At 44.8% G+C, this 2,706-nt stretch carries 5 protein-coding genes; 2 read left to right on the forward strand and 3 right to left on the reverse strand.

The features are described 5' to 3' along the window. Positions 1 to 8: 8 nt before the first annotated feature. The gene (locus ACOJS8_RS12350) at positions 9 to 533 is read right to left on the reverse strand and encodes a hypothetical protein (RefSeq protein ID WP_420148846.1); all 525 of its coding nucleotides are present in this window, start codon (positions 531 to 533) and stop codon (positions 9 to 11) included. Positions 534 to 657: 124 nt separating this feature from the next. Between ACOJS8_RS12350 and ACOJS8_RS12355 the strand changes: the two genes are divergently transcribed. Next, positions 658 to 954: a HesB/IscA family protein gene (locus ACOJS8_RS12355; RefSeq protein ID WP_420148847.1), complete on the forward strand. Its 297-nt coding sequence runs from the start codon at positions 658 to 660 to the stop codon at positions 952 to 954. Positions 955 to 967: 13 nt separating this feature from the next. On the opposite strand, the gene ACOJS8_RS12360 is transcribed toward ACOJS8_RS12355, so the two are convergent. After that, a complete protein-coding gene (locus tag ACOJS8_RS12360; RefSeq protein ID WP_420148848.1) occupies positions 968 to 1,555 on the reverse strand; it encodes an HNH endonuclease in 588 nt (195 codons plus the stop codon). 325 nt (positions 1,556 to 1,880) lie between these two features. On the opposite strand from ACOJS8_RS12360, the gene ACOJS8_RS12365 reads away from it, so the two are divergent. Further along, a complete protein-coding gene (locus ACOJS8_RS12365) occupies positions 1,881 to 2,252 on the forward strand; it encodes a CoA-binding protein (protein WP_420148849.1) in 372 nt (123 codons plus the stop codon). A gap of 55 nt (positions 2,253 to 2,307) precedes the next feature. On the opposite strand, the gene ACOJS8_RS12370 is transcribed toward ACOJS8_RS12365, so the two are convergent. Further along, positions 2,308 to 2,706, reverse strand: a 399-nt coding sequence (locus ACOJS8_RS12370) for a 3-oxoacyl-ACP synthase III family protein (RefSeq protein ID WP_420148850.1), incomplete at its 5' end; no start/stop codon positions are given.

A 2,706-nucleotide genomic window follows, 5' to 3' on the forward strand; every position in this document is an offset into this window, starting at 1 on the left:
ATGCCCCACTACATAAACATAGCCTGAATTTCCTGCTTGACCGCTTTCAGTGCGTCGGACGTAGGTTGCCGATCTTTCTGGATGATACGTTCGAAAATTCGTTTAGACAGGTCAATGGCTGGAGCGTCGGGGCGCGTATCACCTGAAGCCTGATTGATCAGCGTCATTACGTCGTTCATAGCGGTCTGAATCTGATCCCAGGTGGCCTGACTCATGTAAACCTGCTGCGACAAATTGTGATTGTATTCGTCACGAATTTCCTGAAGAAGCCGCTGCTGCAACTCAATCACCGTGGTTGAACTGCCCCCTAAACGTAATAATAAATTATTCGGGCTGATCCGTTCAAGAAACAAAACCATTCGTTCGTACGCCTGTAAGCGAATTGGAACCACGGTTTCTGTGTATCGGTTCTTAACTTCGTATTGATGACGATCAGCTTCGCGCTCCAGTAATAGTTTGACAGTCAGGTACATGCCGTATAATACTAGGGCGGCTGGTACGATCAATTTCAGGAAGTCACTCAATAGGTCCATAGAATGGGAACGTTGTTCCGTGAAAAAAGGTAATGTTGAAAAAGGTTTAAATTACTTCATTTACGTTTTAAGGACGTCGTTAATTGTCCAGCGTAAACGAAAGTTTGTAAACCAAAAATCAGGTATGCTGACACTCGACAATCCGGTTAGGGTTCGACCCGAAGCGCGTCAACAGATTTTGGATGCGTTATATGCCAACAAAATTCCCGCTGAATACGGCCTACGCGTAGGAATTCGGGGAGGTGGTTGCGGATCGTCATGGCTGTTAGGATTTGACTTACCCGGTTCTACCGACGAAGTATATAACGTAGAAGGGGTACGTGTCATTATTGACCGCAAACATTTACTGTACGTGCTGGGAGCCGAAATAGGCTATGAACCCGGTGGCTATACAGTCGAGAAAAGTAATGATAAACCCTGAATAAAAATCGTCTTTATTCAATCGTTACGTGTTTCCAGTTTTCGCCCGACCGAATCCGATTGAGTTGTGTGTGGGTAATACCAAACTGCTTGGCAATCATTTTTAGCCGGTTCTTATCGTTCAATAGCAGCTTTTTGATGATTTTTACCTTGCTCTCCGTTAGTTTATAATTACGGGTCTGGCGGGGAAGCGTCCGGTTTTTGAGGTAGGGATTTTGCCGATTGTGCTCAATCATTTCATCTTTTGTTACCCAGCGCAAATTCTGATAATGGTTGTTCTGCTTGTCGTGATCAAGGTGAATAACGAATGTCTGTTCGGGACTATCACGATTGACAAACTGCTCGGCAACCAGCTTATGAACGTAACGATTCAGCGTTTTTCCTTCCGAACGGATATTTAAGGATCGATAGCCCTGAATGACTGAACCTTTGATCAGTTTACTGGGAGTATTGCTGGCTTCCTGACCGGTAGCCGATGATACCTGAAAACTACGTAACCGCCCGTAGTTCGAGACCTCGTAACGGGGTGGGTTTTCGATACCTTCAAAGACGATAGGCACCCATTTTTCATTCCAGAAACTTTGATTCCCTTTGGCTTCCATACCTGAAGCAAATTTTAATGCTTAGTTGTCATCGACATACCACAATCGAAGAAGATAACAGATAGTGATGAGTCCTTAACAACGTATCATTAAAATAGTTGTCAAATTTTTTAACGCGCTCTGAAAATTAGAAGAATAACTTGAACAGGACGTGAATAAGTTAATTTTACAGTTTGTTCTACAGCCTTAAATGAGCTTCCGACGTTACGTTCGAACGGATTTATTTTATTGAAAGTGGATTTACGGTCAGAACCGTCAGCCCACAGGATTCGTTAACTATGTAGCATTTACACATCTCATAGGTGTACTTGTCTGTTTATAACAAATGGAAACTTCAGCCAGGAAAACATTGGTAGTCGGCGCTACGGAAAAACCGGGTCGCTATGCCACTTTAGCGGCAGACAGCTTACTTCGGCATGGACATCAGATTGAACTGTTAGGCTTAAGGGCCGGTATGGTTAATGGGCACCCGATCCAAACCGGACAGCCAGATCTGGAGAATATTGATACCGTCACGATGTATGTGGGGGCCCGTAATCAGACCGAGCTATACGACTATATCAAAGGTCTCAAGCCGCGACGGGTAATTTTCAATCCGGGAGCCGAAAATCCAGAATTCGAGCGCCAGTTAAAAGAGGAGGGAATTGAGCCCATTGAGGCCTGTACGCTGGTGATGCTGTCGATCGGAACGTATTAAACAGACAATGATTGGGTAAAGGGTCAACACATCCAATAGTCACCCAGTCACTCATTTACCATTTAATCAGGGCTGATGCCCAGGTGAAACCGCTACCGAAAGCCGCCAGACAAACTAAATCACCAGGTTTGATTCGACCTTCTTCGAAAGCTTCAGTTAGGGCAATCGGAATCGAGGCTGCGGTGGTATTACCGTATCGGTGAATGTTGTTGAAAACTTTTTCCTCGGGCAGATTCATCTGCTGTCGAACGTATTCTGAAATACGGATATTCGCCTGATGGGGTACTAACAATGCCAAATCTTCTGATTTGTATCCGTTCGTTTCCAGGCTCTCATTGATCACCTCCATGAACCGGACCACGGCGTGTTTGAAAACCGCGTTACCGTTCATTGTTACGTTGTAGTTACTGTCAGCGAGCGTTTTTTCGCTAATCCATCGACCATCACGACTACT

The organism is Spirosoma sp. (assembly GCF_048594605.1).
In the GTDB taxonomy this organism is placed as follows: Bacteria; Bacteroidota; Bacteroidia; order Cytophagales; family Spirosomataceae; genus Spirosoma.